Raw genomic sequence first — 25,613 nt, 5'->3', positions numbered from 1 at the left:
GCCCGGGTGCCGTCGCGGACGGTCGCCGCTGAGCGCCGCCCGCGCCGATCGGGCCGCGCCCGGTCGAGTCACTGTTCGCCTGAGCCCACGCTCGCTACCGTGGTGCGGTGACCAACACGCCTGCGCCTCAGACCGACGACCCGACCGACGCCGAGGTCACCCCGGAGATCAGTTTCGACCAGCAGCGCTTCGCAGCGCGCCCGGCCCGCCTGCGGCCGCGCGCCCGGCGCAACCAGCCCAAGCCCGAGGATCTGTGGGCGCGCCCCTTCGAGGCCGACGGCCGCAACCGCGCCTACGTCGAGTGGCTGGTCGACCAGTCGATGCTCGCCGACGCGGTGACGCTGGGCCGCCAGCTGGCCGGCCACCACCTCATGTGGGCCAACGTGTACGCCTCCCCCGACCCGCGCGCCGCCGTCGAGCAGGCGTCCGTCTGGTACACCGCCTACCCACTGTCGCAGATGACCGCGCCGGGCCAGTCGTTCCTGGGGGCGCTCGGCTCCGAAGAGCTGTGGCAGGCGTTCGAGGAGATCGGCATCGAGGCCATCCACACCGGCCCGGTGAAACTGGCCGGCGGCATCTCGGGCTGGGAGCCCACGCCGTCGATCGACGGCCACTTCGACCGGGTCAGCATGGCCATCGACCCCCTGTTCGGCACCGAGCAGGAGTTCCGCGACATGTGCGAGAACGCCGCCGCGCACGGCGGCACGATCATCGACGACATCGTGCCCGGTCACACCGGCAAGGGGGCCGACTTCCGCCTCGCCGAGCTCAACTACCAGGACTACCCCGGCATCTACCACATGGTCGACATCCCGAGGGACGCCTGGCACCTGCTGCCCGACGTGCCCGAGGGGGCGGACGCCGTCAACCTCTCCCCCGAAGCTGAGCGGGCGCTCGCCGAGGAGGGGTACATCATCGGCGCCCTCCAGCGGGTCATCTTCTACGAGCCCGGCGTCAAGGAGACCAACTGGTCGGCCACCCCGCCCATCCGCGACCACCAGGGCGTCGAGCGGCGCTGGGTGTACCTGCACTACTTCAAGGAGGGCCAGCCGTCGATCAACTGGCTCGACCCGACGTTCGCCGGCATGCGCCTGGTCATGGGCGACGCCCTCCACTCGCTGCTCGACCTCGGCTCGGGCGGCCTGCGCCTGGACGCCAACGGCTTCCTCGGCGTGGAGAAGTCCCTGGACCTCGCCCCGGCCTGGTCGGAGGGCCACCCCGTGTCGCAGGCTGCCAACCAGCTCATCGGCTCGATGGTGCGCAAGGTCGGCGGGTTCACCTTCCAGGAGCTCAACCTCACGATCGACGACATCCGCAACACGGGCTCGGTGGGCCCCGACCTCAGCTACGACTTCGTCACCCGGCCGGCCTACCAGGTCGCCCTGGCGACCGGCGACACCGAGTTCCTGCGGCTCACGCTGCGTGAGGCGATCGCGCTGGGCGTCGACCAGGCCTCGCTCGTGCACGCCCTGCAGAACCACGACGAGCTCACCTACGAACTGGTGCACTTCGCCACCCGGCACGCGAACGACACCTACAGCCTGGGCGGCGAGCAGGTCACCGGGTCGGTGCTGGCCGAGACCATCCGCCAGACGATGCGCGACCGGCTCACCGGAGACGCGGGGCCGTACAACGCGCCCTTCGTCCAGAACGGCATCGCCTGCACCACGGCGTCCGTCATCACCGCGACCCTCGGCATCACCGACCTGGACGAGATCACCCTGGCCGACACCCGGCGCATCAGGGACGCCCACCTGCTGCTCTGCATGTACAACGCGTTCCAGCCGGGCGTGTTCGCGCTGTCGGGCTGGGACCTGGTCGGCGCGCTGCCGCTGGATCGTTCGCAGGTCAAGGGCCTCATCAAGGACGGCGACACCCGCTGGATCGAGCGTGGCGCCTACGACCTGATGGATGCGGCGCCCGAGGCGGCCAAGTCGGCGTCAGGCATGCCGCGCGCGACCGCCCTGTACGGCTCGCTCCCCCAGCAGCTCGGCGACCCCGACTCGTTCGCCCGGCGGCTGTCGCGCATCCTCGAGGTGCGCAAGCGCTCCAAGTTGGCCACCGGAGAGCTGGTGGACGTCCCGGAGGTGCCGTTCCGCAGCATGCTGGTGCTCGTCAACCGCCTCGTGGACGGGACGACGCAGGTCACGGTCCTCAACTTCGCCGACGAGGAGCTGTCCGCGCGCGTGCAGAGCGAGCACATCCCCACCGGACGCGTGGTCGACCTCTCCACGCTCCAGAACGTGGGCGTGGTGGACGACCTGGGCGGCTTCACCGTCGACATCGGGCCCTTCGGCGGGCTCGCGCTCGTCATCCGCGAGCAGGAGGACGGGGGCGAGGAGTAACACGGCTGGAACGAGCCGTGCGTGGGGATCGTGGGTCGCGACCCCTAGGGTGGACGCGTGACGATCCGGGTTGCCCTGCACCATGCCACCGAGTACACCTTCGACCGTGAGGTGGCGATCCACCCCCACACGGTGAGGCTGCGCCCTGCCCCCCACACGCGAACGCCCATCAACGCGTACTCCCTGACGGTCTCTCCCGCCAACCACTTCATCAACTGGCAGCAGGACCCGTTCGGCAACCACGTCGCTCGCCTCGTCTTCCCCGAGCCGGCCGACCACCTGTCGATCGCCGTCGACCTGGTCGCGGACATGACCGTCATCAACCCCTTCGACTTCTTCGTCGAGGAGTACGCCGAGACCTTCCCGTTCACCTACCCGCCCGACCTCGCCGCCGACCTGACCCCGTACCTGGCCGAAGTCGCCTCGGACGCCGTGGACGACTGGATCGAGCGCCGCATCACCCCGCTGGGCGTCACCGACGGCGACACCCGCATCGTGGACTTCCTCGTCGCGGTCAACCAGGCCGTGCAGGCCGACATCGCCTACAGCGTCCGCATGGAGCCTGGCGTCCAGACCCCCGACCAGACGCTGGCCGCGGCCCTCGGGTCGTGCCGCGACAGCGCGTGGCTGCTCGTCGCCGCCCTGCGCCGCTTCGGGCTGGCCGCGCGGTTCGTGTCGGGCTACCTCGTCCAGCTCGCCGCCGACCGCGAGCCCGTCGACGGCCCCGCCGGCCCCGTGGCCGACTTCACCGACCTCCACGCGTGGGCCGAGGTCTACGTGCCCGGCGCGGGCTGGATCGGCCTGGACGCCACCAGCGGCCTGCTGGCCGGAGAGGGCCACATCCCGCTCTCGGCGACGCCCAACCCAGCCAACTCCGCGCCGATCACCGGCGCGACCGGCATCACCGACGTCTCCTTCCACTTCGAGAACGTCGTGCGCCGCGTCCACGAGGACGTGCGCGTCACCAAGCCCTACACCGACGACCAGTGGGGCCGGGTCATGGAGCTGGGCGCCTGGGTCGACCAGCGCCTCGTGGACGCCGACGTGCGGCTCACCATGGGGGGCGAGCCGACGTTCGTCTCCGCCGGCGACACCAGCGCACCGGAGTGGGAGACCGCCGCCGACGGCGAGGAGAAGCGCAAGCTGGCCGCCCTGCTGGCCGCGAAGCTGCGCGACCGGTGGGCCCCGCAGGGCCTCACCCAGCACGGCCAGGGCAAGTGGTACCCCGGTGAGCCGCTGCCCCGCTGGCAGATGGCGCTGGCCTGGCGCACCGACGGCGAGGCGCTGTGGCGCGACCAGTCCCTGCTCGCCGACCCGTGGTCGCCCGCACCCGACCGCGCCCCCGAGGAGCGCGGTGCCCTGCTGGAGCGGTTCGCCCGCGAGCTCGCCGACCGCCTCGGCGTGGCCGACGACCTCGTCCTGCCGGCCTTCGAGGACCCGTTCGACGCCGCCCTGGCCGAGGCCCGGCGTCCCTACGGCGAGCGTCCCGAGCTGGACCTTGACCCCGACTCCGACGAGGTCGCAACCGAGGCAGGGCGCGCCGCCCTGGTCGACCGGCTGGATGCCACCGCCGGACGCCCCGCCGGGTGGGTCGTGCCCCTGTTCGTCGACCCGGAGCACGGCGGGTGGGCCACCACGCGCTGGCGCCCACGACGCCGCCACCTGTTCCTGACCCCGGGTGAGTCGCCGCTGGGCCTGCGCCTCCCGCTGGCGTCCATCGCGTGGGGCGAGCAGCCCGACATCACCCACAACGAGGACCCGGAGCGTCGGCTCCCCTACGGCAACCCCGACGCCCGTGCGCCCCGCGCCCGCGAGCTGCCGGTCGAGGAGGCGCCCCGCACCGCGCTGGCCCTGGAGGAGCGCGAGGGCCACCTGCGCGTGTTCCTCCCGCCGCTGGATGCGCTCGACGATGCCGTCCGCCTGCTGGCCACCGTCGAGGGCACGGCGTCCGACCTCGGCACGCCCGTCGTGCTGGAGGGCTACCCGCTGCCGTTCGACCCGCGCCTGAGGACGATCACGGTCACGCCCGACCCGGGCGTCATCGAGGTCAACGTCCACCCGACCGACAACTGGGCCGACCAGGTCGAGCTCACCGAGACCCTGTACGCGGACGCCCGCGCCGTGGGGCTCTCGACGGAGAAGTTCGACCTCGACGGCACCCACACCGGCACCGGCGGCGGCAACCACATCACCCTCGGTGGCCCCACCCCGTGGGATTCGCCGCTGCTGCGGCGTCCCGACCTGCTGCGCTCGCTCATCACGTACTGGCAGAACCACCCGTCGCTCTCCTACGTGTTCAGCGGCCGGTTCATCGGGCCCACCAGCCAGGCCCCCCGCGTCGACGAGGCGCGCCACGAGTACCTCTACGAGCTCGACATCGCCTTCGCCGAACTGACGGCCATGGCGTCCGACCCGACGATCGAGCACGACGTGCGGGCAGCGATCCGCGCCGAACGCGAGCTGTGGGCCCAACCCTACGAGGAGCGCATCGAGCGCCAGCGCCGCTCGCAGGTGTGGCTGACCGACCGGCTGCTGCGGCACCTCCTCACCGACGTCACCGGCAACACGCACCGAGCCGAGTTCTGCATCGACAAGCTGTACAACCCCGACCGCGGCGCAGCCGGGCGCCTCGGGCTGCTCGAGATGCGCGGCTTCGAGATGCCGCCACACGAGCGGATGGCGCTGGTACAGCAGCTGCTCGTGCGCGCGCTGGTGCTGCGGTTCTGGGAGACGCCCTACACCGCGCCACTCGTGCGCTGGGGCACCCGCCTGCACGACCGCTTCCTGCTGCCGAGCTTCGCGGCCGCCGACCTCCGCTCGGTGGTGGAGGATCTCAACGCCCGCCTCGACGGCCCGGCGTTCGACATCGCCTGGCTGGAGGCGTTCCTCGAGTTCCGGTTCCCGCGCCTGGGCGAGGTCGACGTCGACGGCGTCCACCTGGAACTGCGCGGCGCGCTCGAGCCGTGGCACGTGCTCGGTGAGGAGGTCACCCAGCAGGGCACCTCGCGCTTCGTGGACTCCTCGGTCGAGCGCGTGCAGGTGGCGGCGACCGGGCTGGTGCCGGGACGCCACGTGGTGACGTGCAACGGGGTGCCGGTACCGATGGTGAAGGCGGGTTCGACCGGCGGCTTCACGACGGTGTCGGACGCCGGCGCGCTGGTCGGCGGCGTCCGCTTCCGGGCCTGGGCGCCACCCTCGGCACTGCACCCGAGCATCGGCGTGCACTCCCCCCTCGACTTCGACCTCGTCGACACGTGGAACGACCAGTCGCTGGGCGGGTTCACCTACCACATCGTCCACCCGGGAGGACGCTCGTACGAGGACTACCCGGTCAACGCGGCGGCCGCCGAGACCCGCCGGGCGAGCCGGTTCGTGCCCAACCGGACGAGCGGCCGCGTGGACCGGTCGGGGTGGCCCACGGCCATGCCGCTGCTGTCCACCCAGCCGGACGAGTACCCGGTGACGCTCGACCTGCGTCGACACGACCGCGGCCACGCCTGACCCCGGAGGTGACATGACCGCCGAAACGGTGGAGGACGCCAGCCCCCTGGCCGGCGCGTACGCCGAGCGCCTCGTCGCGCCCAACCCCGCCCTGCCGCTGGGTACCCCCCGCGGGCTGGACGAGTTCGTCGCCCACGGGCAGGTCCGCCCTTCCGCGGCGCTGCTGGAGGAGGCGCTGACGCGGTTCGGCACCATCGGCCTCCAGGCCCGCCGCCGCACCGTCGAGCGGCTGCTCGCCGACGACGGCGTCACCTACGGGGCCGCAGGCGACCCCGCCGGCACGCGCGCCTGGCAGCTCGACCCGCTGCCGCTCGTGCTGGACGCCGACGAATGGGCGTCCCTCGAACGCGGCCTCCACCAGCGCGCCCGCCTGCTGGACGCGGTGTTCCGTGACCTGATCGGCGAGCGTCGGCTGCTCACCAGCCGGATCCTGCCGGCCGAGGTGGTCGCCGCCCACCCGGGCTTCCTCCCGACCGCCCACGGCATCAACCCCCCGCAATCGCGCGCCATCCCGATGACCGCGACCGACCTGGCCCGCTCCCCCGAGGGCTGGACGGTCGTCTCTGACCGCACCCAGGCCCCCTCCGGCGCCGGGTACGCCATGGCGAACCGCCGCATCATCGCGCGCGCCATGGAGGGCATCCACCGCCGCGCCAACCTGCGCCGCCTGCGCGGCTGGTTCGACCTCGTGCAGGTCAGCCTGATGGACGCCGCCCCCGAGGGGGTGAAGGACGTCCCCCGCGTCGTCCTGCTCACACCCGGCCCGGGCAGCGAGACCGCCTTCGACCAGGGCATGCTCTCGACCCTGCTGGGCCACCCGCTCGCCCAGTCCGACGACCTCGTCATACGCGGCGGGCGCCTCTGGCTGCGCACGATGGGCCGACTCGAGGCCGTCGACGTGGTCCTGCGCCGCGTGGACGCCAACTGGTGCGACTCCCTCGACCTGCTGTCCTCCTCGCGGCTCGGGGTGCCCGGCCTGGTCGCCGCCGCCCGCCGCGGCACAGTGGCAGTCGTCAACCCGCTGCGCGCCGCCGTGCTGGAGAACCCGGGACTGCTGCCGTTCCAGGACGCCATCGCCCGCGAGCTGCTCGGCGAGGAGCTCCTGCTGCCGGTGCCCGCCACGTGGTGGTGCGGAGACCCCGTGGCCCGCCGACACGTGCTCGCCAACCTCGGCCGCCTGATCATCAAGCCCCTGGCCCGCAGCCGCGGCGAGGGTCACGTGCTCGGCTGGCAGCAGTCCACCGACCAACTGGCGGTGCTGGCCGACCGCATCACCGCCGACCCCTGGGGCTGGGTCGCCCAGGAGCCGGTCACCACCTCGACCGCCCCCCTGGTCACCACGCACGGGCTCCAGCCCCGCAATGTGGTGCTGCGGACCTTCGGCGTGGCGGTCGGCGAGACCTACCACTTCCTGCCCGGCGGACTCGCACGCATCGCGTCCGCCCCCGACGCGTTCAGCGTCACCAACGCGTCCGGGGCCGGATCGAAGGACGTCTGGGTGCTGGACTCCGACGACGCCGCCCCCGCGCGCGTCGACCTCGCGGCCTTGGCGCGGGCGCGGGCGATCCCGGCCGAGCCGCGCCTGCCCGGCCTCACGCCGCGCACCGCCAGCAACCTCTTCTGGCTGGGGCGCTACGCCGAGCGCGCGGAGGTGGCCGCCCGGCTGCTCATGGTCGCTGACAACCTCGTCGAGGACCACCACAACCGCACCGGCACACCCGGCCACGCCGCCATGCGCGCCCTGCTGGAGGCGATCAGCGCCGTCACCAGCGCGAGCCCGGGGTTCACCGGGCCGGACGCCGAGGAGCGGCTCGCCGAACCGCTGCCCGTGCTCGAGCAACTGCTCGTCGACGCGCGGATCACCGGCGGCGTCGCGCACGCGGTGGCGCGGGCGACCGCCACGGCCCTCCAGGTGCGCGAAGTGCTGTCGCTGAGCACGCCGAGCGTGCTGAGCCGCCTGCAGCGCGTGCTGGCTGAGGCGCGCGAGGAGGAGTCGATCCCGGTGCAGCTGACCAGCGAGGGGATCCTCGACTCGCTGCTGGCGCTGGCCGGTCTGACAGCCGAGAGCCTCGTCCGCGACGCCACGTGGGCGTTCCTGGACGCCGGACGCCGGATGGAACGAGCGCAATCGACCGTCCGGATCGTGCGCAACACGATCGCACTCACCCGATCGCCGGTCGTGGAGGGGCAGGTCGTGGAAGCCGTCCTGCGGGTGGGCGACAGCCTCATCACCCACCGCCGCCGGCAGGCCGCGGGCGTCGGTCCGGCCCAACCCGTCGGCTCGGCGCTGGACATCCTGCTGCTCGACAGCAGCAACCCCCGCTCACTCGCGTTCCAGCTCGACCGGATCGCCGAAGCCCTCACCCATGCGCCAGACCAGCGGCTGGCCGACCGGCTGCACGCACTGCGCCGCCGGGTCCGCGACCTGAACCTGACCACGCTCATCGCCGGCGAGCGCCTCGACCTGGTCGACGAGCTCATCGCCCTGGAGGCCGAGCTGCGCTCCTTCTCCGACGCGCTGGAGGACACCCACTTCTCCACCCAGGCGCCGCAGAGCAGCTTCGCGGTCGCCGAGTTGGACGGGGGCGTCCGATGACACCCCAGGCCGCCCACCACCTCGCACCCCGCCGCTACGAGGTGCGCCACGTGACTGCCTACACCTACGAGGACGACGTGACGGCCTCGTACGGTCGCGCCTGCCTGCGCCCGCGGGAGACGCCGTCGCAGCGCGTGCTGGAGCACACGATCGAGGTCACGCCGACGCCAGACGTGCTGGACGAGCACGTCGACGTGTTCGGCAACTACAGCCACTACCTCGAGATCGGCACCGCCCACCGCGCCCTGACCGTGACCAAGCGCAGCGTCGTCGAGGTGGCCTACCCCGCCGTCGACGTGGACGCCCTCAACCGCTGGACGGTCGCTGAGGCCGCCGCGGCCCTGCCCGAGGACCCGCACGTCGACCCGCTGGAGCGGGCGATGCTGCTGATGCCCTCCGAACTGGTCGACCTCGGGCCCGAGGTGGCCGACTTCGCGCGGACGCTGGCGTGGCCGGACCGCCCTCTGGGGGACGCCATCGTGGCCGTCACGCGCGACATCTACCGCGACTTCGCCTACACCAAGGGCGCGACCACGACGAAGACGACCCTGCCCGAGTTGCTCGCCTCGCGGGCCGGCGTGTGCCAGGACTTCGCCCACCTCGCCGTCGGGGTGTTCCGCTCGGTCGGCCTGCCCGCCCGGTACGTGAGCGGCTACATCGAGACCGTGCCGCCGCCCGGGCAGCCGAAGCTCGCCGGGTCGGACGCCACGCACGCGTGGGCGGCGGTGCTCGTCCCGGGTGGCGCCTGGGTCGACCTCGACCCGACGAACGACCACCTTGCAGACAGCCGCTACATCATGACGGCCTGGGGCCGCGACTTCCGCGACGTGAGCCCGCTCAAGGGCGTCATCTTCACCGAGGGCGCGTCCAGTTCTCTCACGGTGGGCGTGGACGTGATCCGACTGGAGGACCAGCCATGAGCCACGACCCGCACTCCCCCTGGAACCGGCCCGATGACCCCGACAGCGAACGCACCATCGCCTTCGAGGTGCCCGACACCTCCCCGGACGCCGAGCGAACCCTGGCCTTCGACCCGGTCGACCCGACGCCGGAGTCGGAGCGGACGCGGGTGATCCCCACGATCCCGCCGCCGGTTCACCAGGCCAGTGAGCCGCGCGTCGGGCCGGTGCGCGTCCCGCCGCCGGTGGCCGCGGCCGACCCCGGCCCCACGGACCCGCGCGGGACGGTGGACTGGGCCCTGCAGGTCTCCCGGCTGAACAACCGCCCCTCCACCGACGTCGGCCTGCTGGTGCTGCGGCTGCTGTCTTTGCCACTGGTGCTCCACGGCGCGGCGAACGCGATGAACTTCGTCGGGCTCGTGGACGCCCTGCACGCGCACCCGTGGGGTGCGCTGGCACCCGAGTTGTTCGGCGGGCTCGTGGTGGCCGGCCAGTTGGGACTCCCGGTGCTGCTGGCGGTCGGCTTCGGGACGCGCCTGGCCGCCTTGGCGCAGGCGCTGGTCATGGCCGGTGTCTGGGTGCTGGCGGTGCTGCCCGACGGGCCCCTGCTGGATCCGCAGGCCCGCACGCTGGCGTCCGAGGTGCCGTTGGCCTACGCGGCGCTCGCCCTGCCCCTGCTGTTCACCGGCCCGGGCCGGGTGTCGCTGGACCACGCCGTCACGGCGTCCAGCCGGGAGCGCCGCGTCGAGAAGCGCGTCACCAAGCGCCTCTCCCGCTGACCCCACCCCGCCGACAGCCCCGGTCTTCTGCGCCGACAGCCCCGGCCTTCTGCGCCGACAGCCCCGGCCTTCTGCGCCGACAGCCCCGGTCTTCTGCGCCGACAGCCCCTCCCGGGGGCTCTCGGCAGACAAACCCCGGGCTCTCGGCGGACGAACCCGGGGCTCTCGGCGCGGCGGATGGGGCGGGAATGACCGGGCGGGAACAGGCGTTGAGGGGGTGTCGCAGAAGCCCGACGAGGAGGACCGCCATGCTCGACCCGACCAGCCTGTTCCAGTGGGAGCCCCACGTGGATCAGCGCACCCTGCGCGCGGACACCCTCATCGTCACCCTCGGCAGCTACGTCGACGCCGGGCACTCGCAGCGCCTCGTGGACGGCCAGTTGCTGGAGCACCTGCCCAACCGGGTGATCGGCCGCTTCGACACCGACCAGGTGATCGACTACGCCGGCCGACGCCCGACGATCCACTTCGACCGGGACCACTTCGCGCGCTACGACAAGCCAGAGATCAAGCTGCACCTGCTCACAGACCGTGACGGCAAGGACTTCCTCCTGCTCAACGGGCCGGAGCCGTCCCTGCAGTGGGAGCGGATGGCCGAGGGCGTCCGCCACGTCATCGAGCAGCTGGACGTCCAGCGCACCCACCTCGTGCAGTCGATGCCCGCGCCCGCCCCGCACACCCGCCCCGTGGCGGTGACGCGCTTCGCGTCCGACCCCGACCTGGTCGCCGACGAGGCCCCCATGCTCGGCACCTTCCAGCTCAGCGCGTCCTTCACCGGCCTCCTCACCCTGCGCCTGGGCGAGGCCGGCCACGATGTGCTCGGCCTGGTCGCGCACGTGCCGCACTACATCGCCGAGAACGACTACCCGGCCGCCGCGGCCGCCCTCCTCACCACGCTGCGGGAGACCGCATCGCTGGCCCTCCCCCTCGAGGGCTTCGACCTCGCCTCCGGGATCGTCCGCGCCCAGGTCGACAACCAGATCGCCGGGAGCGAGGAACTCACCGAGATGGTGGCCGCCCTGGAACGCGGGTACGACCACTACGTCTCCGAGCGCGAGGTCCGCAACGCCGAGACCGCCCAGCTGCCGTCGGCCGACGAGATCGGCGAGCAGTTCGAGCAGTTCCTGGCCGACCTGGGCGCCACCCCCGCGGACGAGCCCGACAACCCTGACGCCGACCAGCACACCGACGACCCAGACGCCGACCAGGTTCCCTGACCGGGACGGATTCTGGTCACCCCAACTAACCGGGGTAGCCTCGCGGTCATGCAGCTCGGCATCGACCTCGGAACGACCCGCACCATCGTCGCCCTCGTTGACCGGGGCAACTACCCCGTCGTCAGCTTCACCGACGCCGACGGCGACACGGTGGACCACTTCCCCTCCGTCGTCGCCCGCCGCGGCGACGGGCTCGTCTACGGCTTCGAGGCCGAGCGCGCCGCGGCCGAGGGAGCCCTGCTCGTCCGCTCGTTCAAGCGTGAGCTCGCCTCCGGCAGCATCGCCGGCGGCACCACGATCGACGTTGACGGACTCCAGGTCCGCCTCGTCGATCTCGTGAGCGGCTTCCTCGCCGCCCTCGCGGACGCCCTGCGCACCGCGTCCAACGTCGCCACCCTCCTGGCCGACGGCGAACCCCTCGAGGCCGTCGTCGCCGTGCCCGCCCACGCCCACTCGGCCCAACGCTTCCTTACGCTGGAAGCCTTCCGGGCCGCGGGGTTCTCCGTGCTGGGCCTACTCAATGAGCCGTCGGCAGCCGGCTTCGAGTTCACCCACCGTCAGCCGCGCAGCGTGAACAGCCGCCGCACCCGCGTGGTCGTCTACGACCTCGGCGGCGGCACGTTCGACGCCTCGTTGGTCCGCGTCGACGACCTGACCCACGAAGTGCTCGACTCCGTCGGCGTCAACCGCCTCGGCGGCGACGATTTCGATGAGGTACTGGCCGCCTGCGCGCGCGCCGAGGTCGGTTCCCGCGTCGAGCTGACCGGACGCGAGCGCGCCGCCCTGCTGGACGAGTGCCGCGTCGCCAAGGAGAACCTCTCCCCGCAGTCCAAGCGCATCGCGCTGGAGGTCGGCCACGCCCCCGTCGTCGTCGGCGTGGACGCCTTCTACGCCGCCGCCACCCCGCTCGTCGAGGCGACGCTGACCGCGCTCGAGCCGCTGCTCGACGGGCTCGACGACGGCCAGCTCACGGCCGCCGAGGTGGCCGGCGTCTACCTCGTCGGCGGGGCGTCGGGCCTGCCGCTGGTGGCGCGCGTGCTGCGCGAGCGTTTCGGACGCCGCGTCCACCGCTCCCCCTACCCCGCGGCGTCCACGGCCATCGGTCTCGCGATCGCCGCCGACAGAACGTCGGGGTTCCACCTGACCGACCGGCTCTCGCGCGGCTTCGGCGTGTTCCGCGAGTGGGACGCCGGCGCGCAGCTCGCCTTCGACGCCATCCTCGACCGCGACCAGCGCACCAGCCCGGACGCCGACGTGGTGGTCACCCGCCGCTACCGCCCGGTGCACAACGTGGGCGCGTTCCGCTTCGTCGAGTACTCCCGGTTGGGCGCGACCGGCTAGCCCACCGGCGACGTCGTCCCCTTCGGCGAGGTGCTGTTCCCCTACGACCGCGCGTTGCGCGACGGCCGCGACCTGGGGGGCGTCCCGGTGGAGCGCGTCGGCGAGGGCCCGTTGGTCGAGGAGAGCTACACGATCGACCGGCACGGCATCGTGACCGCGCGCATCACCGACCTCGAGGACGGGTTCACCCTCAGCAGCCGCCTCGCCGGCTAACCCCAGCGCAGCCCGCCGTCGCGTGTCACGATGGGGCATGGGCAAGAAGAAGTTGTCGAAGCTGGTCTACGAGGCCGAGCTGAACCGCCTCCAGGCCGAGCTCGTCGAGATGCAGGAGTGGGTCAAGGCCAGCGGCGCGCGCATCGTCGTGATCTTCGAGGGACGCGACGCGGCAGGCAAGGGCGGCGCGATCAAGCGCATCACCGAATACCTGAATCCCCGCGTCGCGAGCGTCGTCGCGCTCCCGGCCCCCACCGAGCGGCAGCGCACCCAGTGGTACTTCCAGCGCTACGTCGAGCACCTCCCGGCCGCCGGTGAGATCAAGTTCTTCGACCGCTCCTGGTACAACCGGGCGGGCGTGGAGAAGGTCATGGGCTACTGCACCGCCGAGGAACACATCCGGTTCCTGCGCCAGTGCCCCATCTTCGAGCGCATGCTCATCGACGATGGCATCATCCTGCTCAAGTACTGGTTCTCGGTCTCCAACAAGGAACAGGAGAAGCGCTTCCGCTCGCGCCTGACCGACCCGATGCGCAGGTGGAAGCTCTCCCCCACCGACGTGGAGTCCCTCACCCGCTGGGAGGATTACAGCCGCGCCAAGGACGAGATGTTCGTGCACACCGACGTCGAGCCCGCCCGTTGGAACGTCGTCGAGGCCGAGGACAAGAAGAAGGCGCGGATCAACATGATCTCCCACCTCCTCGCGTCCATCCCGTTCGAGCACGTCGACCGCCCCGAGATCGTCCTCCCGAAGCGCCCGAAGGGGACTGGCTACCAGCGCACGGCCAAGTCGCTGCAGCTCATCGTGCCGGACGTCGCCTCCCACCTGGCTGACGACGACCACGTGGGCCTCTACGACGACCCCGAGGACGCCTGAGCCGCGGGCCCCTACGCCTGGAACGGGGTGGGGTCGCCCGCGCCCACGCGGACGATGCCGACCTCGTCGACGGTGAAGTCCACGATGGTGGTGGCCCCGACCCCGACGTCGCCCGAGTCGAGCACCGCGTCCACGACGTGCTCCAGTTCCTCCGCAATGGCCCAGCCGTCGGTCGGGGGCTCCTCGGCGCCCGGCAGGATCAGCGTCGTCGACATCAGCGGCTCGCCCAGCGCGTCCAGCAGCGCCTGCGCGGTCACGTGCTCGGGGATGCGGACGCCCACGGTCTTCTTCTTGTCGTGCAGCATCGCCTTGGGCGCCAGCCGCGTGGCCTTGAGGATGAACGTGTAGGGGCCCGGGGTGGCCGCCTTGATGGCCCTGAACTGGTCGTTGGCCATCTCGACGTACTGCCCCATCTGCGAGAACGTCGAGCACACCAGCGTGAAGTGGTGGTGCCGCGGCAGGTCGCGGATCGCCCGCATGCGCGCCAGCCCGTCCGCGTTGCCCATCGTGCAGCCGAGCGCGAAGCCGGAGTCGGTCGGGTACACGACCAGCCCGCCGCCCTGCAGGATCGACACCACCTGGCTGAGCGAGCGCGGCTGCGGGTTGTCGGGGTGCACGTCGAAGTAGCGGGCCATGCACCCCACCCTAGTGAGCAGGTGCGACAATCGCCCCCATGGCCCTGTTCTCCCTCACCGAAGCCGAGCTCCGTACCCGCACGTCGCTGAAGTGGCAGGTGTTCGACCCCGACGTCCTGCCCCTGTGGGTCGCCGAGATGGACCTCCACCAGCACCCGGCCGTCGTGGACGCCGTCACGGACGCGATGCACACCGGCGACACCGGCTACCCGTGGGGGACGCGGTACGCCGAGGCCTACGCCGACATGGCCGAGGCCCGCTGGGGATGGCGCCCCGCGCCCGAGCAGGTGCGCCGCTCGGGCGACGTGATGAACGCCATCCTCGCCCTGCTGGTCGGCAACACCGCCGAGGGCGACCACATCGTCATCAACCCGCCGGTCTACCCGCCGTTCTGGCAGGTCATCGAGGGCTACCGCCGCCACATCACCCAGGTGCCGCTCACGGCGTCCGGACGCCTCGACCTGGCCGCCCTGGAGGCGGCCTTCACCGGGCCGGACGCCCCCGCCGCCTACCTGCTGTGCTCGCCCCACAACCCCAACGGGACGGTGCACACCGCCGACGAGCTCGCCGCGGTCGGACGCCTGTGCGCCGAGCACGGCGTCCTGCTGGTGGTGGACGAGATCCACGCGGTGTTGGTCGACCCGGGCGTCCCGTTCACCCCGGTGCTGACCGTGCCCGAGGCCCAGCACGCCGTCGTCGCGTTCTCCGCGGGCAAGGGCTGGAACCTGGCCGCCTTCAAGGCCGGCCTGTTCATCCGGGGCACCCAGGCCCGGACCGCGTTCGACAACCTGCCGCCGCTGGCCAACCAGTCGACCAGCCAGATGGGCACCATCGCCCACACCGCCGCCCTGCGGCACGCCCAAGGCTGGGTGGACGAGGTGATGGTCGAGGTCGCCGCCAACAAGCGGCTCTTGGGCGAGCTGCTGGCCGACCGGCTGCCCGGCGTGAGCTGGACGCCCGCGCCCGGCACCTACCTCGCGTGGCTCGACTGCTCGGCACTCGGCCTGGACAGCCCGCGCAACCATTTCCTCACCCGCGCGCGGGTGGCGCTCAACGACGGCACCGACTTCGGCGCCGACTACGGGCAGTTCGTCCGCATGAACCTCGCGACCGCCCCGGCGATCATCACCGAGGCGGTCGAGCGGATGGCCGCGAGCCTGTAGGGCCCGGGCGCCGGCGGGCGTGCGTCGCCCCAGCCGTGCTCAGGCCTCCAGCACGGCGGTGGCGTCCCCCGACGCGGGCAATGTCGTGATCCCGATGAGGCTGAGGAAGACGGTCCGGGTGGTCGTCCGTGTTGTGACGCTCACGCGCGCGGCCTCGACGACGACCTCGCCTGGCATGGCGCGGTCGGTGAGCACCTGGCGCGCGGCGGCCTGTGCGGCGCCGGCGTCCGCACCCCGGCCGGCGGCACGGCTGCGGGCGCTGGCGTCCACGGCGGCGCGTGCCGCGTGGGCGGCGACCGACTCGGCCTCCGCGCGGGCGGCGGACTGGGCTCCCCCGTCGATGACGAGCCCGGCCACGCCGAACAGCGAGACGAGGACGACGGCGACGAAGGACGACAGGGCCTGGCCGCGCTGGTCGCGACCCGGCCGCCGGCTGGCAGCGGTCATGGGGGGTGTGCTCCTGGGTGGGGGTGGTGCGCCTCCATCCTGCCATCCGAACGGGCCCGCTGGCCCGTCATCCACAGGGTGATCGGGGCGGCCGACGGGTGCCGGGGGCGTCCGGCACCCCCTAGGCTGGGGCGTGACGCCCACGAGGCTGACGTCGTTCCACTCCGAGAGGTCACCCATGACGAAGAAGGTCGCACTGCTCACCGCCGGCGGATTCGCCCCCTGCCTGTCCACCGCGGTGGGGGGTCTCATCGAGCGCTACACGCAGGTGGCGCCCGAGGTCGAGATCATCGCGTACAAGAACGGCTACCAGGGCCTGCTCACCGGCGACCACCTGATCGTCGACGACGAGGTACGCGCCAACGCCGCCGTCCTGAAGCAGTACGGCGGCTCCCCCATCGGCAACAGCCGGGTCAAGCTGACCAACACGAAGGACCTCGTCAAGCGCGGGCTGGTGGACGAGGGCGTCGACCCCCTCAAGTTCGCCGCGGACCGCCTTGTCGCCGACGGCGTCACCATCCTGCACACCATCGGTGGCGACGACACCAACACGACCGCCGCCGACCTGGCGCACTACCTGCACGAGCACGATTACGAGCTCACCGTGGTCGGCCTGCCCAAGACCATCGACAACGACGTGATCCCGATCCGCCAGAGCCTGGGCGCCGACACGGCCGCCGAGATGGGCGCCCGGTTCGCCAAGAACGTCGTGGCCGAGCACAACGCCAACGCGCGGATGCTGATCGTGCACGAGGTCATGGGCCGCAACTGTGGCTGGCTGACCGCCGCGACCGCGCGGAAGTATCGCGACTGGCTGACCGAGCAGCCGTGGCTGCCCTCCATCGGCCTGTCGCAGAAGGCGTGGGACGTCCACGGCGTGTACCTGCCCGAGGCCGTCATCGACATCAAGGCCGAGGCCGCCCGCCTCAAGACGATCATGGACGAGGTCGGCAACGTCACGATCTTCATCTCCGAGGGCGCCGGCGTCGAGTCGATCGTTGCCGAGATGGAGGCCGCGGGCGAGGAGGTGCCGCGCGACGCGTTCGGCCACATCCGCCTCGACAAGGTCAACCCGGGCGCGTGGTTCGGCGAGCAGTTCGCCCGGATGCTCGGTGCCGAGAAGACGCTCGTGCAGAAGTCGGGCTACTACAGCCGCTCGGCCGCCTCGAACGAGTACGACCTCGAGCTCATCGGCCAGATGACCGACCTGGCCGTGGACGCCGCCCTGCGCGGCGAGCCCGGTGTGATCGGCCACGACGAGGAGCAGGGCGACACGCTCCGCCCCATCGAGTTCGCCCGCATCGCCGGCGGAAAGCCGTTCGACATCACCCAGCAGTGGTACCTCGACCTGCTCGGGGCCATCGGGCAGGACGCTCCGGTCTCCGCCCCGCCGGCGGCACACTGACCCAAGCCCTCGACGGATTGGACCCAAGCCCTCGACGGATTGGACCCAAGCCCTCGGCGGATTGGACCCAAGCCCTCGACGTGCAAGAGAGCCTGCCCCGATCCGGGGCAGGCTCTCTGCGGTTGGACCAGGCGGACGCCCTCAGCGGCGTCCCAGTCCCGACAGGATCGCGGCGATGGCGGCTACCGCGCCGGTGACCAGGGCCCCGGCCGCGGCCCCCACGCCACGGCTGGCGGCGGCGCGCCGGTCGGCGTCGGCCATCGGGATGCGCTCGGCCTCCTCGCGCTCGCGGGCCGCGGCGAGCTCGGCGGCGACCTTCTTCGTGGCGTAGTCGGTCGGAGTCGCGGGCGTGACGTCGGTGAGCGTGACCGTGGGGCCGACGAAACCGGGGTGGGTGCCCACCCACGCGGCAACCAGCAGGATCAGGGTCGCGAAGAGGTTGAAGTAGAGCATCGTGACGATGACGCTGCCGAACACGGCCGCGGCGGCGTTGCCGGAGAAGACGCCCACCAGCGTGCCGGTCAGGTATTGCAGGATCGCCATCCCGACGGCACCGATCGCCGCACCCCGGAGCAGCACGGGGGTGGGGACCTTACGCTCCGGGAAGACCTTGAACAGGAAGGCGAACAGCAGGAAGCCGGCCAGGAGGGTGCCCAGCACCGGCACCAGGGAGAGCAGCAGGCCGCCCCCGGGCACCCGGTCGAGCCCGAGCAGGCCTCCCACGATGTCGCGCGCCGAGGTCGCGGCGGTGGTCATCGCCATCGACAGGGCCACCAGGATGAACAGGCCCAGCAGGATCGCCACGTTCTTCAGCGTGTCGACGACGATGTTGGTCTTCTCCTCCGACATGTCGAAGTCGGGCCGCATCATCGCGCGGACGGCCGAGCGGATGTTCTTCACCCAGTTGGCTCCCGACCAGACGGCCGACACGAGGCCGACGACGCCGACGGCCCGCCAACTGTTGAACGCCTGGTCGACCACGGCGCCCAATTGCTCGCCGAGGTCGCCCTGGCCGGCGACCGTGTCCTGGATCCAGCCCTTGACCTGCTCGAGCACGTCGGGCAGGAACACGGTGATCGTGAGGCCGAGCGCGGCGAACGCCACCATGAGCACCGGCACGATCGACAGCACCGAGAAGTATGTGATCGCGGCGGCGAACTGGCCGCCGAGGCGCTCGCCGAACCGGCCGAACGCCTCGATGATATGGGCAACCCACGGCTTGGCCTTGATGTCCTCGATCCACTGCAGCATGCGAACACCCTAGCCAAAGCTTCCCACGCCGCGGCAAGCCTTGACCAAGGTCAGGTTCGCGTCAGTCGGCGTAGGCCTCCATCGGCGGGCAGGAGCACACGAGGTTGCGGTCCCCCCATGCCCCGTCGATGCGGGCCACCGGCGGCCAGTACTTGTCACGCCCACCCGTGGAGATGCCGCCGAGGTCCTGGCCGGCCGGGAAGCCACCGGCCGAGCGCGGGTAAGGGTGAGTCCACTCGTCGGCTGCGACCTCGGCCAGCGTGTGCGGGGCGTTCACCAGCGGGTTGTCGTGGGACGGCCACTCCCCCGCCTTCACGCGGGCCGCCTCGTCGGCGATGGCGTGCATCGCGTCGACGAACCGGTCCAGCTCGACCAGCGGTTCGGACTCGGTCGGCTCCACCATGAGGGTGCCGGCCACCGGGAAGCTCATCGTGGGCGCGTGGAAGCCGTAGTCGATCAGGCGCTTGGCGACGTCGTCGACCGTGATGCCGGTCTCCTTCGTCAGGGGCCGCAGGTCGACGATGCACTCGTGGGCGACCCAGCCCGCATCCCCGGTGTAGAGGATCGGGAACCGCTCGGCGAGCCTCTTCGCCAGGTAGTTGGCCGACAGCACCGCGACCTGGGTGGCCAGCTTGAGGTCCGGCCCCATCATCGCGATGTAGCCGTACGTGATGGGCAGCACGCCCGCCGAGCCCCACGGCGCGGCCGAGATCGGCCCGTACGAGCTGACTGGGCCGGCGTCGCGGACAACGGGGTGGCTGGGCAGGTACGGCGCGAGGTGCTCGCGAACGGCCACGGGGCCGACGCCGGGGCCGCCACCGCCGTGCGGGATGGAGAACGTCTTGTGGAGGTTCAGGTGGCTGACGTCGCCGCCGAACCGGCCCGGCTGGGCCAGTCCGACGAGGGCGTTCATGTTGGCGCCGTCGATGTAGACCTGGCCACCGGCCTCGTGGACCTTGCCGCACAACTCGGCGACGCGGGCCTCGTAGACGCCGTGCGTCGAGGGGTAGGTGATCATGATCACCGACAGCTTCTCGGCGTGCTTGGCGATCTTGGCCTCGAGGTCGTCGAAGTCGACCGTGCCATCGGGGGCCGTCTTCACCACGACGACGTCCATGCCCGCCATCGCGGCCGACGCGGCGTTCGTGCCGTGCGCCGAGGCCGGGATCAGGCAGACGGTGCGGTGCTCCTCGCCGCGGGCGCGGTGGTAGGAGCGCACGGCCATCAGGCCGGCGAACTCGCCCTGGGCGCCGGAGTTCGGCTGCAGGGAGACCCGGTCGTACCCGGTGATCTCGCACAGCTGCGCCTCCAGGCGCCCGATCATCTCGGTGTAGCCACGCGCGTCCTCGAGCGGCACGAACGGGTGCAGGTTGGCGAAGCCCGGGTAGCTGATGGGCTCCATGGACGCCGCGGGGTTGAGCTTCATGGTGCAGGACCCGAGCGGGATCATGCCGCGGTCCAGGGCGAAGTCGCGGTCGGACAGCGCGCGCAGGTAGCGCATCATCTGCGTCTCGGACCGGTAGCTGTGGAACACCGGGTGCGTCAGGTACGGCGTCTCCCGCTCGGGCTGGCCGAGCGAGCCGTGCTCGGCCTCGCCCAGGTGGGCGGAGAAGAGGGACGCGACGGCCGCCAGTTCGTCCTCGGTCACGTCCTCGCCGACGGAGATGCTGACGAGGTCCTCCTCCAGCGCCCACAGGTGGACGCCCTTGGCACGGGCCTCGCGGACGACCAGCGGGGCGTCCTGCACCTTCACGGTGATCGTGTCGAAGAACCTGTCGGAGACCAGCTCTCCCCCGCCTGCCACGATGGCGGCGGCGAGCCGGCGCGCCTTCCGGGCGACCTCGCCCGCGATGGCGCGCAGCCCCTCGGGGCCGTGGTAGACGGCGTAGGCGGCCGCCGTCACGGCCAGCAACACCTGGGCGGTGCAGATGTTCGAGGTCGCCTTCTCGCGGCGGATGTGCTGCTCGCGGGTCTGCAGCGCGAGCCGCAGCGCGGGCGTCCCGTTGCGGTCCTTGGACAGGCCGACCAGGCGGCCGGGCATCTGCCGCTCCATGCCGGACCCGACGGCGATGTAGCCGGCGTGCGGGCCGCCGTAGAACAGCGGCACGCCGAGGCGCTGGGTCGAGCCGACCGCGATGTCGGCGCCCCACTCGGCCGGTGCCGGCAGGAGGGTGAGGGCGAGCAGGTCGGCGGCGGCGATCACGAGGGCGTTGTTCTCGTGCGCCTTGGCCGCGATGGTGCGCAGCTCGTCGAGATCGCGCACCGAGCCGTCCGCGGCGGGCGTCTGGACGACCACGGCGAAGCAGTCGTGGCGCTGCAGGCCGGCGACCAGGTCGTCGGTCACGACGACCTCGATGTCGAGAGCCAGCGCCCGGGTGCGCATCACGGCCAGCGACTGGTCGAGGATGCCGGCGTCCACCAGCACGACCGAGCCCTTGCGTTGCGAGCGGCGCGCCACGCCGACGGCCTCGGCCACCGCGGTGCCCTCGTCCAGCAGGGACGCACCCGACGTCGGCAGGCCGGTCAGGTCGGCGACCAGCGTCTGGAACGTGAGCAGCATCTCCAGGCGGCCCTGGCTGATCTCGGGCTGGTACGGCGTGTACGCGGTGTACCAGGCCGGGTTCTCCAGCAGGTTCCGCCGGATCACGGGCGGGGTGATGGTGCCGTGGTAACCCTGCCCGATCATCGAGCGGAGCGGGTTGTTCAGGGCGGCCATCCGCGTCAGGTCGGCCTGCACCTGCGCCTCGGAGACGGCCGGGGCCAGGTCGAGGCCCCCCTCGACCTGGATGGCGCGTGGAACCGCCGCGTCCGTCAGGGCGTCCAGCGAGCCGACGCCCAGGGCGCTGAGCATGGACTCGCGGTCGGATTCGGTCGGGCCGATGTGACGGGTCAGGAACGGTTCCATGGCCCCAACCTACCCAACGGCGTAGGCGCTGTGCAGCAGTCAGATGGCCCGGCGGGCGGCGCGCCGGGCGGCGAGCTCGTCGGTCGGCGAGGGGGCCACGACCTGGGCCTCGGCGCGCTCGGTCGGCAGCGCCGCGAGCGACCCCTCGAGGTCGTGCCAGACGCGGCCGAGCGCGATCGCGAAGATGCCCTGGCCGCCGTGCACGAGGTCGATGATCTCCGAATCGGAGACGGCCTCATACACCGAGACGCCGTCGCTCATGAGGGTGACGGTGGAGAGGTCCTGGACGCCGCGGGCGCGGAGGTGGTCGATGGCGATGCGGATCTGCTGGAGCGAGATGCCGGCGTCGAGAAGGCGCTTGACGACCTTGAGCATCAGGATGTCGCGGAAGGAGTAGAGGCGCTGCGTGCCGGAGCCCTCGGCGGCGCGCACCTCGGGCACGACGAGCCCGGTGCGCGCCCAGTAATCGAGCTGGCGGTAGGTGATGCCGGCGGCGCTGCAGGCGATGGGACCGCGGAAGCCGATGTCCTCGGGCATGGGCGAGAAGTCGCCCTCGAAGAGGACGTCCTGCAGCCCGGCCGTGGGCCGGGGAGCCTTCTCCTGCGGTGCGTTCACCATGCCTCCTGCTGCGTCGCTCGTCGTACCAGTATGACGGTAGCGCCCCCGATCGGGCAGGCCCCCCGACACGCCGCAGACCACCGCCCGCGACACCAAACCCTCAAGGACCCCCTCAGGGTTCCCGCGGGCCGGGGCCGAAGTCCTCCGGGTTGATGGTGTCCAGGAAGGCCCGGAACTCCTCCATCTGCTCGTCGCCACCCTCCCCGGCCGCTGCCTCAATGACGCGCACGCCCACGGCGTCCAGCAGGTCCTCGTCGGCGAGGATGGTCGCGCCGCAGCGCAGGGCCAGCGCGACGGCGTCCGAGACGCGCGCGGTGACGTGGCTGCCGCCGACCACCACGTGGGCGGAGAACACCCCCTCGGCGACCTCGGTGATGTGGACGGCCTCGACGACGGCGTCCAGCACCGCGAGGGCGTCGATCATCAGGTCGTGGGTGCCGGGGTGCTCGACGTCGGCGTCCTCCAGCGCGGACAGGATCGCGTTGCCGCCGGCCGCGGTGATCCAGATCGCCAGGTGCCGCGACCCCTGGGCCTCGCGGAGCAGCAGGACGGGGGTGTCGGCCACCGAGGTGACGCGCACCTCACTAAACAGCATCGGGATCATCGCCGGACCGCCGCTCAGTTCCGGATCGCGGTGCGCAGGAGGGCGGCGTGGGCGTACATGACCAGCTTCATGACTTCGGCGATGCTCTCGCGGGATGCCGTGCGGCGGCGTCCGTGCGCCTGCACGGCCTGCTCGATCAGCGCGGCCTCGCGCTCGGCGACCTGCTTGATGGCCCGCAGGTGGCGGGCGTCCATGCCGTAGGCGGCGAGCTTGCGGGCAGCGACCGCGATGGTCAACGCGTCGCGCCCGTAGTAGACGGTCCCGTGGCGCGGCAGCACCAGCCGGTGCCCCTCCAGCTCGGCCAGCGTGGCTTCCGACAGCCCCGAGATCTGCAGCAGGTCCTTGCGCGTGACGTGGATCGCGCGCTTGCCCTTGGGGGCAGTGGGTGGCGGGAGCGGTGCGGGGAGTTCCTCCGGCGGCGTCGGGGTCACCGGCACGGTCGGCGCGACGGGGCCGGGCGGCTCCTCGCCGGCGTCGAGGGCCTCCAGGTTCTCGCGGATGACCTTGAGCGGCAGGTACTGGTTCTTCTGGACGTCGAGGATGTAGTGCAGGCGCTTGATGTCCACCGCCGAGTAGCGGCGGTAGCCGGACGGCGCACGCTCGGGCGAGATCAGGCCCTCCCCCTCGAGGAACCTGATCTTGCTGATGGTGATGTCCGGGAATTCCTCCTTGAGGACCTTGAGGACCTGCCCGATGCTCTTTGTCGCAGGCGGCATCTAGCTCCGTCCGCTGGGCGCCACCATGTAGACGAGGCGGAACTTGCCGATCTGCACCTCGTCACCGCTGCGCAGCGCAACCTCACCGTCGATGAGGGTGCGGTCGACGTAGGTGCCGTTGAGGCTGTTCTGGTCCGCCAGCCAGGTGTGGCCGCCCCGCTCGGTGAACTTCGCGTGGTGGCGCGACACGGTCACGTCGTCGAGGAAGATGTCCGACTGGGGGTGGCGCCCCGCCGTGACCGTCTCCTGGTCGAGCAGGAACGTCGCGCCCACGTTCGGGCCGCGGACGACCACCAGGACCGACGCGCCCGGGGGGACGTCCTTGAGCACGGGAAGGTTCGGGTCCGTCGCCTCGACCGGCGCCTCCGAGACCGCGGAGGTGACCGGGATCACCCGCGTGGTGTCGCCGGTGTTCGTCCGCTGCGGTGCGCCGCAGTTCGAGCAGAAGTTGACCCCTGCTGCGACCTGCTGGCCGCACTCCGGGCACGTGGACATGAAACTCCTCCTCTGGGCCTGTCGGCCTCGCTTCACCGCCGGGGCACCCGGCGGCTGGTCAACACTACTCGCCTGCCACCTCGGCGTAGCCGTCCGAGTCGAGCAGGCCGTCCAGCTCGGTGGGGTCGGACAACTCGACCTCGAAGAGCCAGCCGTCGCCGTAGGGGTCGCTGTTCACCGTGTCCGGCGTGTCGGAGAGCAGGTCGTTGACCGCAGTGATGACGCCCGACACGGGCGCGTACACATCGGAGACGCTCTTGGTGGACTCGACCTCGGCGCACGCGTCGTCCGTGGCGACCTCCTCGCCGACCTGCGGCAGGGACACGTAGACGACGTCGCCGAGGGCCTCCGCGGCGTAGCTGGTGATGCCCACGCGCACCGTCGAGCCGTTGCCCGCCCGCACCCACTCGTGCTTGTCGGTATAGCGAAGATCCTCAGGGAACACGTCATCTCCTTGCGTCTCGGCTGGGCCGGACCGCGCGGGTCCGGACGCACGTCAGCCTAGTGGAGAACCGGACCGGCGGGGTGCCGCCTCCTCAGGCAGGGCGGGCGAAACGCGGCTCCTGCGGGGTGACCACCGAGTCGATGCGCAGGTCGTCCACCTCGACGACGCGCGCGGTGCCGCCGACCCGCTCCCCCTCGATCGTGCTGACCAGACCGCCGCGGAAGCGGGTCGCCTCGGCCAACGTGCCGGGGGCACCGATGGCCTCGATCGTGATGGTGCCGCCCAGCCTCGTGCCGTCCACGGTGAGGACGCCGTCGGCCGAGGTCACCCAGCTGGTGGTGACCAGCCGGATGCGGTCGTCGATCTCCATCACCTCGGCGCCCGCGTCGCGCAGTTCCTCGATGGTGTTGAGCAGGATGTCGGGGGTGAGCTTGCCCTGCCGGTCGGTGATGGTGACCCGGATGCCGGGCCCGGTCGCCGGGGCCGTCCCGCCCAGCAGTTCGAGGGCGTCCAGGCGGCGCAGCGCCTCGTTGCGAGCCACGGCGCTGGCGTCCGCGCCGGACTGGAGGCGCTGGCGCGTCCGCTCGAGCTCGGCCACCTCGGACTCCAGGCGGCGGGACTCGGCGGTGACGTCGTCCAGCATCGCGACCAGCTCGTCCTGGCGCAGCGTCGTGTAGCGCTGGTCGCGGTTGCCGGCCAGCTGCATCGTGACGGCCAGGCCCGACAGCAGCAGGATGAGGGCGACGACCAGCTGCGAGCGGCTCGGGCGGACGATGTCGCGCGCGATCCGCTGCCAGACGCTGGTCTCCGGGGGCACCTCAGGCATGGAACAGCTTCCGCCGGATGTGGGCGACGTTGGTGAAGATGCGGATGCCGAGCACCACGACGACGGCGGTGGACAGCTGCGCGCCCACGCCGATCAGATCGCCGACCCACACGATGAGCGCGGCGATCAGCACGTTGGAGATGAACGAGACGACGAAGACCTTGTCGTCGAAAACGGCATCCAGGTAGGCGCGGAAGCCGCCGAACACGGCGTCCAGCGCGGCGACGATCGCGATCGGCAGGTAGGGCTGCAGCTGCGGCGGCAGCGACGGCTGCAGGAAGATGCCCAGGGCGATGCCGATGGCCAGCCCGATGATCGCGTACACGTCAGTTCCT

22 protein-coding genes are annotated in these 25,613 nt (G+C 71.9%); 11 read left to right on the top strand and 11 right to left on the bottom strand.

Annotated elements, in window-relative coordinates; translation table 11 throughout:
* Positions 1-107: 107 nt before the first annotated feature.
* The 9 genes from treS (at position 108) to ppk2 (ending at position 13,768) form a co-directional block, all read left to right on the top strand.
* Positions 108-2,345: a maltose alpha-D-glucosyltransferase gene (treS, locus tag ET989_RS06425; RefSeq protein WP_131167721.1), complete on the top strand. Its 2,238-nt coding sequence runs from the start codon at positions 108-110 to the stop codon at positions 2,343-2,345.
* Positions 2,346-2,402: 57 nt separating this feature from the next.
* Positions 2,403-5,846, top strand: a complete 3,444-nt coding sequence (locus ET989_RS06420; protein WP_131167720.1) for a transglutaminase family protein — start codon at positions 2,403-2,405, stop codon at positions 5,844-5,846.
* A 13-nt stretch (positions 5,847-5,859) separates the two neighbouring features.
* The gene (locus ET989_RS06415; RefSeq protein ID WP_131167719.1) at positions 5,860-8,442 is read left to right on the top strand and encodes a circularly permuted type 2 ATP-grasp protein; all 2,583 of its coding nucleotides are present in this window, start codon (positions 5,860-5,862) and stop codon (positions 8,440-8,442) included.
* Complete coding sequence (locus tag ET989_RS06410) at positions 8,439-9,362, top strand: transglutaminase family protein (RefSeq protein WP_131167718.1); 924 nt, start codon at positions 8,439-8,441, stop codon at positions 9,360-9,362. The genes ET989_RS06415 and ET989_RS06410 overlap by 4 nt, the downstream gene beginning before the upstream one ends.
* A complete protein-coding gene (locus tag ET989_RS06405; RefSeq protein WP_131167717.1) occupies positions 9,359-10,120 on the top strand; it encodes a DoxX family protein in 762 nt (253 codons plus the stop codon). Before ET989_RS06410 ends, ET989_RS06405 begins: the two co-directional genes overlap by 4 nt.
* 248 nt (positions 10,121-10,368) lie before the next feature.
* On the top strand, positions 10,369-11,337 hold the full coding sequence (locus ET989_RS06400) for a PAC2 family protein (RefSeq protein ID WP_131167716.1): 969 nt from the start codon (positions 10,369-10,371) through the stop codon (positions 11,335-11,337).
* A 48-nt stretch (positions 11,338-11,385) separates the two neighbouring features.
* Positions 11,386-12,678, top strand: coding sequence for an Hsp70 family protein (locus ET989_RS06395; protein WP_241656237.1), 1,293 nt, complete (start codon positions 11,386-11,388; stop codon positions 12,676-12,678).
* Between the two features lie 30 nt (positions 12,679-12,708).
* A complete protein-coding gene (locus ET989_RS15520) occupies positions 12,709-12,891 on the top strand; it encodes a hypothetical protein (RefSeq protein WP_241656236.1) in 183 nt (60 codons plus the stop codon).
* A gap of 37 nt (positions 12,892-12,928) precedes the next feature.
* Complete coding sequence (ppk2, locus tag ET989_RS06390; protein ID WP_165490068.1) at positions 12,929-13,768, top strand: polyphosphate kinase 2; 840 nt, start codon at positions 12,929-12,931, stop codon at positions 13,766-13,768.
* 11 nt (positions 13,769-13,779) lie between these two features.
* On the opposite strand, the gene ET989_RS06385 is transcribed toward ppk2, so the two are convergent.
* Entirely contained in the window at positions 13,780-14,403 is a 624-nt protein-coding gene (locus tag ET989_RS06385) for an L-threonylcarbamoyladenylate synthase (protein WP_131167715.1), read from the bottom strand.
* Between the two features lie 38 nt (positions 14,404-14,441).
* On the opposite strand from ET989_RS06385, the gene ET989_RS06380 reads away from it, so the two are divergent.
* Positions 14,442-15,566, top strand: coding sequence for a MalY/PatB family protein (locus ET989_RS06380; RefSeq protein WP_131167714.1), 1,125 nt, complete (start codon positions 14,442-14,444; stop codon positions 15,564-15,566).
* A gap of 39 nt (positions 15,567-15,605) precedes the next feature.
* Here ET989_RS06380 and ET989_RS14855 read toward each other — a convergent pair whose 3' ends face one another.
* The gene (locus ET989_RS14855; RefSeq protein ID WP_165490067.1) at positions 15,606-16,013 is read right to left on the bottom strand and encodes a hypothetical protein; all 408 of its coding nucleotides are present in this window, start codon (positions 16,011-16,013) and stop codon (positions 15,606-15,608) included.
* 178 nt (positions 16,014-16,191) lie between these two features.
* Between ET989_RS14855 and ET989_RS06375 the strand changes: the two genes are divergently transcribed.
* Positions 16,192-17,418, top strand: a complete 1,227-nt coding sequence (locus tag ET989_RS06375) for a pyrophosphate--fructose-6-phosphate 1-phosphotransferase (protein WP_131167713.1) — start codon at positions 16,192-16,194, stop codon at positions 17,416-17,418.
* Positions 17,419-17,559: 141 nt separating this feature from the next.
* Here ET989_RS06375 and ET989_RS06370 read toward each other — a convergent pair whose 3' ends face one another.
* The 9 genes from ET989_RS06370 to ET989_RS06330 form a co-directional block, all read right to left on the bottom strand.
* The gene (locus ET989_RS06370) at positions 17,560-18,669 is read right to left on the bottom strand and encodes a YihY/virulence factor BrkB family protein (protein WP_131167712.1); all 1,110 of its coding nucleotides are present in this window, start codon (positions 18,667-18,669) and stop codon (positions 17,560-17,562) included.
* A 61-nt stretch (positions 18,670-18,730) separates the two neighbouring features.
* The gene (gene gcvP / locus ET989_RS06365; RefSeq protein WP_131167711.1) at positions 18,731-21,574 is read right to left on the bottom strand and encodes an aminomethyl-transferring glycine dehydrogenase; all 2,844 of its coding nucleotides are present in this window, start codon (positions 21,572-21,574) and stop codon (positions 18,731-18,733) included.
* 39 nt (positions 21,575-21,613) lie between these two features.
* Positions 21,614-22,192, bottom strand: coding sequence for a MerR family transcriptional regulator (locus ET989_RS06360; RefSeq protein ID WP_131167710.1), 579 nt, complete (start codon positions 22,190-22,192; stop codon positions 21,614-21,616).
* Between the two features lie 112 nt (positions 22,193-22,304).
* Entirely contained in the window at positions 22,305-22,787 is a 483-nt protein-coding gene (locus ET989_RS06355; protein WP_165490066.1) for a bifunctional nuclease family protein, read from the bottom strand.
* Between the two features lie 23 nt (positions 22,788-22,810).
* Entirely contained in the window at positions 22,811-23,512 is a 702-nt protein-coding gene (gene ftsR, locus ET989_RS06350) for a transcriptional regulator FtsR (RefSeq protein WP_131167708.1), read from the bottom strand.
* Positions 23,513-24,007, bottom strand: a complete 495-nt coding sequence (locus ET989_RS06345) for an FHA domain-containing protein (RefSeq protein WP_131167707.1) — start codon at positions 24,005-24,007, stop codon at positions 23,513-23,515.
* A gap of 64 nt (positions 24,008-24,071) precedes the next feature.
* Positions 24,072-24,452 carry a glycine cleavage system protein GcvH gene (gene gcvH / locus ET989_RS06340; protein ID WP_131167706.1) on the bottom strand — a complete coding sequence of 127 codons (381 nt, stop codon included), beginning with the start codon at positions 24,450-24,452 and terminating at the stop codon, positions 24,072-24,074.
* Between the two features lie 91 nt (positions 24,453-24,543).
* On the bottom strand, positions 24,544-25,278 hold the full coding sequence (locus ET989_RS06335; RefSeq protein WP_131167705.1) for a DUF881 domain-containing protein: 735 nt from the start codon (positions 25,276-25,278) through the stop codon (positions 24,544-24,546).
* Positions 25,271-25,603 (bottom strand): small basic family protein, encoded by a 333-nt coding sequence (locus ET989_RS06330; protein WP_131167704.1) that lies wholly within the window; start codon positions 25,601-25,603, stop codon positions 25,271-25,273. The genes ET989_RS06335 and ET989_RS06330 overlap by 8 nt, the downstream gene beginning before the upstream one ends.
* Positions 25,604-25,613 lie beyond the last annotated feature (10 nt).

The sequence above is a fragment of the Propioniciclava sinopodophylli genome, from assembly GCF_004324755.1.
Taxonomy (GTDB): Bacteria; Actinomycetota; Actinomycetes; order Propionibacteriales; family Propionibacteriaceae; genus Propioniciclava; species Propioniciclava sinopodophylli.
The sequence above is the reverse complement of the archived record's forward strand: the minus strand, read 5'-3'. Positions and strand labels throughout refer to the sequence as shown.